This is a genomic window from Streptomyces sp. WM6378, from assembly GCF_001279695.1.
Lineage (GTDB): Bacteria > Actinomycetota > Actinomycetes > Streptomycetales > Streptomycetaceae > Streptomyces.
The window spans coordinates 1-6,237 of the sequence record NZ_LGDD01000069.1; the positions used below are offsets into that span (position 1 = coordinate 1).

Annotated in this window: 1 protein-coding gene and 1 pseudogene; both read right to left on the reverse strand. The window is 71.3% G+C overall.

The genetic code is table 11. The features are described from left to right. Positions 1-1,820: type I polyketide synthase (locus tag ADK54_RS08975; RefSeq protein ID WP_199826907.1), on the reverse strand; the 1,820-nt coding region annotated here is incomplete at its 3' end. Positions 1,821-1,856: 36 nt separating this feature from the next. Further along, positions 1,857-6,233, reverse strand: a pseudogene (locus ADK54_RS08980) (SDR family NAD(P)-dependent oxidoreductase); the annotation flags it as partial. Between the last annotated feature and the right edge of the window lie 4 nt (positions 6,234-6,237).

Genomic DNA, 6,237 nt, shown 5'->3' on the forward strand with positions numbered 1-6,237 from the left:
AACACCGCATCCAACGCCCCCGCAAACACCGGGAACCGGCCGTACAACTCCCGACCCATCCCCACCCGCTGCGCCCCCTGCCCCGAGAACAACACCGCGGTCTTTCCAGCCGTGTCCTCGGCGAAGCCGCGTGCTACCTCGACGGTCTCGTCGCCCTCGGACAGCAGTACCGCACGGTGCTCCAGGTGCGCCCGGGTGGTGGCCAGCGAGAATCCCAGGTCGACCGGCGACAGACCTGTCAGCGCGGTGATCTGCTCGCGCTGTGCGGCGAGCGCATCCTCGGACTTGCCCGAAACCAGCCACGGCACGACCGCCGGCACAATCACCGGCGCGAGCTTCGGAGCGGCCTTCGGAGCGGCCTTCGGCTCACGGTCGCCCTGCTCGTTATCGTCCTGCTCGGTCTCGTCCTGCTCGCCGGGTTCCTCGGCGAGCGGTGCCTGTTCAAGGATGACGTGGGCATTGGTGCCGCTGATGCCGAACGACGACACCCCCGCCCGCCACGGCCGGTCGGCCCTGGGCCACTCCCGGGACTCCGCCAGCAGCTCGGACTCCGCCAGCAGCTCCACCGCACCGGACGACCAGTCCACGTGCGACGACGGCACATCGGCGTACAGGGTCTTCGGCAGGACGCCGTGCCGCAGCGCCAGGACCATCTTGATGAGTCCGGCCGCGCCTGCGGCCGCCTGCGTGTGGCCGAGGTTGGACTTCACCGACCCCAGCAGCAGCGGGCGTTCGGGGTCACGATCCTGACCGTAGGCGGCCAGCAGCGCCTGGGCCTCGATCGGGTCGCCCAGGGTCGTGCCGGTGCCGTGCGCCTCGACGGCGTCCACGTCCGAGGGGGAGAGACCGGCGCTCGCCAGGGCCTGCTGGATCACCCGCTGCTGGGACGGGCCGTTGGGGGCCATCAGTCCGTTGGAGGCGCCGTCCTGGTTGACGGCCGAGCCGCGGACGACGGCGAGGATCTCGTGTCCGTTGCGGCGGGCGTCGGAGAGGCGCTCCACCACGAGGATGCCGACGCCTTCGGACCAGCCGGTGCCGTCGGCGTCGTCGGAGAACGCCTTGCACCGGCCGTTCGCCGCCAGCCCGCCCTGCCGGGTGAATCCGGCGAAGCTCATCGGCGTCGACATCACCGTCACACCGCCGGCCAGTGCCAGCGAGCACTCGCCGCTGCGCAGTGCGTGGGCCGCCAGGTGGAGCGAGACGAGCGAGGACGAGCAGGCCGTGTCGACGGTGAGGGCCGGGCCCTCCAGGCCGAACGTGTAGGACAGTCGGCCGGACAGGATGCTGGCCGCGAGCCCGGTGCTGCCGTGGCCCTCGATGTCCTCGCGGGAGTTCAGTACGGCGTTGATGTAGTCGACGCCGCTCGTGCCCACGAAGACACCGGTCCGGGTGCCCCGCAGGGAGACCGGTGCGATGCCAGCACGCTCCAGTGCCTCCCAGGAGGTCTCCAGCAGCAGCCGCTGCTGCGGGTCCATCGCCACGGCTTCACGGGGCGAGATGCCGAAGAAACCCGCGTCGAACGAGGCGGCGTCGACGAAGCCGCCTTCGGCGGTGGCGCTGCTGCCGCCTCCCTCACCGCTGAGAATGTCGAGGTTCCAGCCACGGTCCGTGGGGAATGCCGAGATGCCGTCGCGACCGTCGTCCAACAACTGCCAGAGGTCTTCCGGTGAGCGAATTCCGCCCGGCAGCCGGCAGGACATGCCGACGATGGCTATCGGCTCCTGCTTGGCGGACTCGGCCTCCCGCAGCCGCTGGCGGGTCTGGTGCAAGTCGTTCGTGACCCACTTGAGGTAGTCGACGAGCTTCTTGTCGTTCGGCATGACGTGGAACCTTCCGTGTAAATGCGTGGGCCTGACTCAGAGTTCGCTCTGCCGACCGAGCTCGTTGTCGATGAAGGCGAAGATCTCGTCGGTGCTGGCGGATTCGATCCGCTCGGAGACCTGCACGTCGTCCTCCTCCGCCGGGGTCCCGCGCCAGTCGTCCAAGATCTGTGCCAGGCGGCCGGCGACGGCGGCCCTGGTACGGGCGTCGGGCTCGCTGACGGCAAGCGCGGAGCCGAGCCGTTCCAGCTCGGCGAGGAGGTCCGGACCCGTGGCGGACTCGTCCACGAGCTGCGAGACGAGGTGGTCGGCGAGTGCGACGGGGTTGGGATAGTCGAAGACGAGGGTGGCGGACAGTCGCAGGCCCGTGGCCGTGGAGAGCCGGTTGCGGAGTTCGACGGAGGTCAGCGAGTCGAAGCCCAGGTCGTTGAACTCCCGCCGGGTGTCGATCGCCTTGGCCGAGGCGTGCCCGAGCACGGCGGCGGCCTCGGTCCGTACGAGGTCGGTCATCATGCGCGTACGGTCCTCCGCTCGTGCCGCCTGTAGCCGGTGGCCGAGCGTTGCGGCCGCTTCGGCGCCGCCCGCTGCCGTACGGCGGGCGCCCTTGACCAGGCCCCGCAGCACCGGCGGTACGGTGCCGCGGTCGCGGGCGCCGGTGGTGACCGCTCCGATGGGGACGAGGTGGCCCCCGTCGGTCGCGGTGGCGGCGTCGAACAGCGCCAGACCCTGCTCGACGGTCAGCGGCGTGGCTCCTGCTGAGGCGATCCGCTGTACATCGACGTCCGACAGGGTGGCGGTCATGCCGCCGCTCGGGGCCCAGGCGCCCCAGGCGAGGGACTGGGCGGGCAGGCCCTGTGCCGTACGGTGGCGGGCCAGCGCGTCGAGGAAGGCGTTGCCCGCGGCATAGTTGCCCTGCCCCGAAGTGCCGAGTACGCCCGAGACGGAGGAGTACAGCACGAACGCGGCGAGGTCGAGGTCCTTGGTGGCTTCGTGCAGGTGCCAGGCCGCGTCCACCTTCGGACGCAGTACGGCCGACAGCCGCTCGGGCGTCAACGACACCACCACGCCGTCGTCCAGGACACCGGCGGTGTGGAACACCGCGGTCAGCGGGTGCGCGGTCGGAATGGCGGCCACCAGCCCATCGACCGCCGCCCGGTCGGCCATGTCACAGGCCAGCACGGTCACCTCGGCGCCGTGGGCGGCCAGTTCCTCCTGCAGGTCGACGGCACCAGGGGCGTCCGGGCCGCTGCGGCTGACCAGCAGCAGGTGCCGTACGCCCCGCTCGGTCACCAGGTGCCGGGCCAGCTCGCCGCCCAGCCCGCCGGTACCGCCGGTGATCAGCACCGTGCCGTCCGGGTCCCAGGGCCGCGGCAGGGTCAGCACGATCTTCCCGATGTGCTGCGCCCGGCTCATGAACCGGAACGCCTCCGACGCCCGCCGCACATCCCAGGTCACCACCGGCAGCGTGTGCAACGCGTCCTGGCCGAACAGCTCCAGCAGTTCGGCGAGCATCCCTCGCACCCGGTCGGGGCCTGCGTCGGCGAGGTCGAACGCCTTGTAACGCACCGGGGCGACGGCCCCGGGCTCACGGATGTCGGTCTTGCCCATCTCCAGGAAGTGGCCGCCCGGGGCGGTCAACCGCAGCGACGCGTCGACGAATTCGCCCGTGAGGGCGTTGAGGACCACGTCCACGCCGCGGCCACCGGTGACCGCCCGGAAGCGCTCCTCGAAGTCGGTCGTGCGGGAGGAGGCGATGTGGTCGTCGGCGACACCCAACTCGCGCAGCGTGTCCCACTTGCCCTCACTGGCCGTGGCGAACACCTCGGCACCCAGATGCCGAGCCAACTGAATCGCCGCCATACCCACACCACCAGCTCCGGCATGCACCAGGATCGACTGGCCGGACTGGAGATCTGCGAGGTCCCTCAAGGCGTAGAGCGCGGTCAGGAAAACCAGCGGCATCGAAGCCGCCTGCTCGGGCGTCCAGTTCTCGGGGATCCGGGTCAACAGCCGCTGATCGGTCACCGCGACCGGGCCGTAGCCGCCGAAGACCATGCCCGTCACACGGTCGCCCGGGTGCAGTCCGCGCACGCCGGGCCCCGTCTCGGTGACCACACCGGCCGCCTCAGCACCCAACAGCCCTGCCTCACCCGGGTACATGCCCAGGGCATTCAGAACGTCGCGGAAGTTGACGCCGGCAGCCTGCACCCGGATCCGGACCTGGCCCTCGGTAAGGGGCTCCAGGATCTCCGGGCAAGGAGCCAGGACCAGGTTGTCCAGGCTGCCCTTGGCCGCACTGCTCAGCCGCCACGGCACGTCGGCGGGCGGCAACAGCCCCGCACTGCTGCCGAGCCGGGCCAGGCGCGCCACCCGGAGAGCACCGTCGCGGACCACGAACTGGGCGTCGTCGGTGGCCAGCAGACCCGCCAGGTCCGCAAGCACCCCGGTCAGGTCTCCGTCCTGCCCGTCTTCGAGGTCCAGGAGCACGATCCGCCCGGGATTCTCCGACTGCGCCGAGCGCACCAGACCCCACACCGCGCCCGCGGCCACATCCCGTACGGACTCACCCTCGACGGCGGAGACCGCACCGCGGGTGACGAACACCAGGCGGGACGAGGTGGATTCCTCCCGGTCGAGCCAGTCCTGCAGCACTCCCAGGGCCCGGGCCGCCAGCGCGTGCGCCGCGGCGGGCACGTCGCCGGCCGCCGCACCGGACACGGGGACCACCACGAAGTCCTCGTCGCCGGTCAGGTCCGCCAGGGACGTGACCGAGGCACCCACGCCCAACTCGTCGGCGCCCAAGGACACGCACCGGACCTCGGTGGGTTCCGCCTCGGGCGCCGCCGTCCAGTCCAGCGACAGCAGCAGGCCGTCCTCCGCGCCGCGCTGCCCGGCGCGACCGCCGCCGGGGGCCTGGTAGGCGCGGATCACCATCGCCTCTGCGGACAGTACGGGGGCGCCTTCGACGTCGACGGCTGCGATCGACACCGAGTCGTCGCCGGTCTTCAGCACCCGGGCCCGCAGCGCCGCGGCTCCCCCAGCGTGCAGCGACACGCCCCGCCAGGCGAACGGCAGGGAATCCTCCTGCTCACTGCCGACGCCAGCCAACCGGTGGGACTGGAGCACCGCGTCCAGCAGCGCCGGATGGATCCCGAAGGAACCCGCCTGCTCGGCGGCCTCGGCCGGCAGCGCCACCTCGACATAAGCCCCGTCCGCGCACTGCCAGACCGAACGCAGGCCCTGGAAGGCCGGACCGTAGCCGGTCCCGTCGTAGAAACCCTCCAGGTCCACGGCCGCGGCGTCCTGCGGCGGCCGGACCTCAGAGCCGAAGTCCACGATCCGCTCGCCACTGGTGAGGGTGCCCTGAGCGTGCTGGACCCACGGCTGGTCGACCGGACCGTCGGCGCGCGAGTGCACCGAGATCGTCCGGGCCCCCGCTTCGTCCGGGGCGCCGACCACCACCTGGACCTGCGCGGCACTCTCATCCGTGAGCACCAGAGGAGTCAGCAGCAGGAACTCCTCGACCCGGTCGCAACCAGCCTGGTCACCGGCGCGCATCGCCAGCTCCAGGAAGCCGGTGGCCGGGAAGAGAACGCTGCCCCCCATCCTGTGGTCGGCCAGCCACGGGTACGCCTGCAACGACAGCCGGCCGGTGCACACCACCTCGCCGGAGTCCGCGAGGGTCAGCGTGGCGCCCAGCAGCGGGTGCTCCGCAGACCGAAGACCCGCACCAGTCACATCCCCGGCGAGCGCGGCAGGCCGGGGCCAGTACCGCTCGTGTTGGAAGGGATACGTCGGCAGGTCCACGCGACGGGCGCCGGTGCCCGCGAACCACGCCGCCCAGTCCACCGCCACACCCGTCACATGCAGGCGCGCCAACGCCGTCAGCAGCGCCGACTCCTCGGGACGGTCCTTGCGCAACGCACTGACGAACACCGCAGCCTCGTCCGCACCATGCTGCGCCATCGCCGACAGCACGCCGTCGGGACCCAACTCCACGAAGACCGAAGCTCCTTCGCCCTCCAGGGCACGCACGCCGTCCGCGAACCGCACCGTCTCCCGCACGTGCCGCACCCAATATCCAGGTGAGCACACCAGCTCCGCAGCAGCCACCTTCCCCGTCAAGTTCGACACGATCGGGATCTGCGGCGTCTCGAACGTCAGCCCCTCGGCGACCCGTTGGAAGTCCGCCAGCATCGGCTCCATCAACGCCGAGTGGAAGGCGTGACTGACTGGAAGCCGCCGGGTCTTGTGCCCCTCGGCCGCCAACTCCTCCGAAATCCGCAAAACCTGGGACTCGGTACCCGAAAGAACCACCGCCTCGGGCCCGTTGACCGCCGCGATCGACACCCCGTCGACCAACCGAGCCGCCACCACCTCCTCGGCCGCCTGCACGACTACCATCGCCCCACCCACC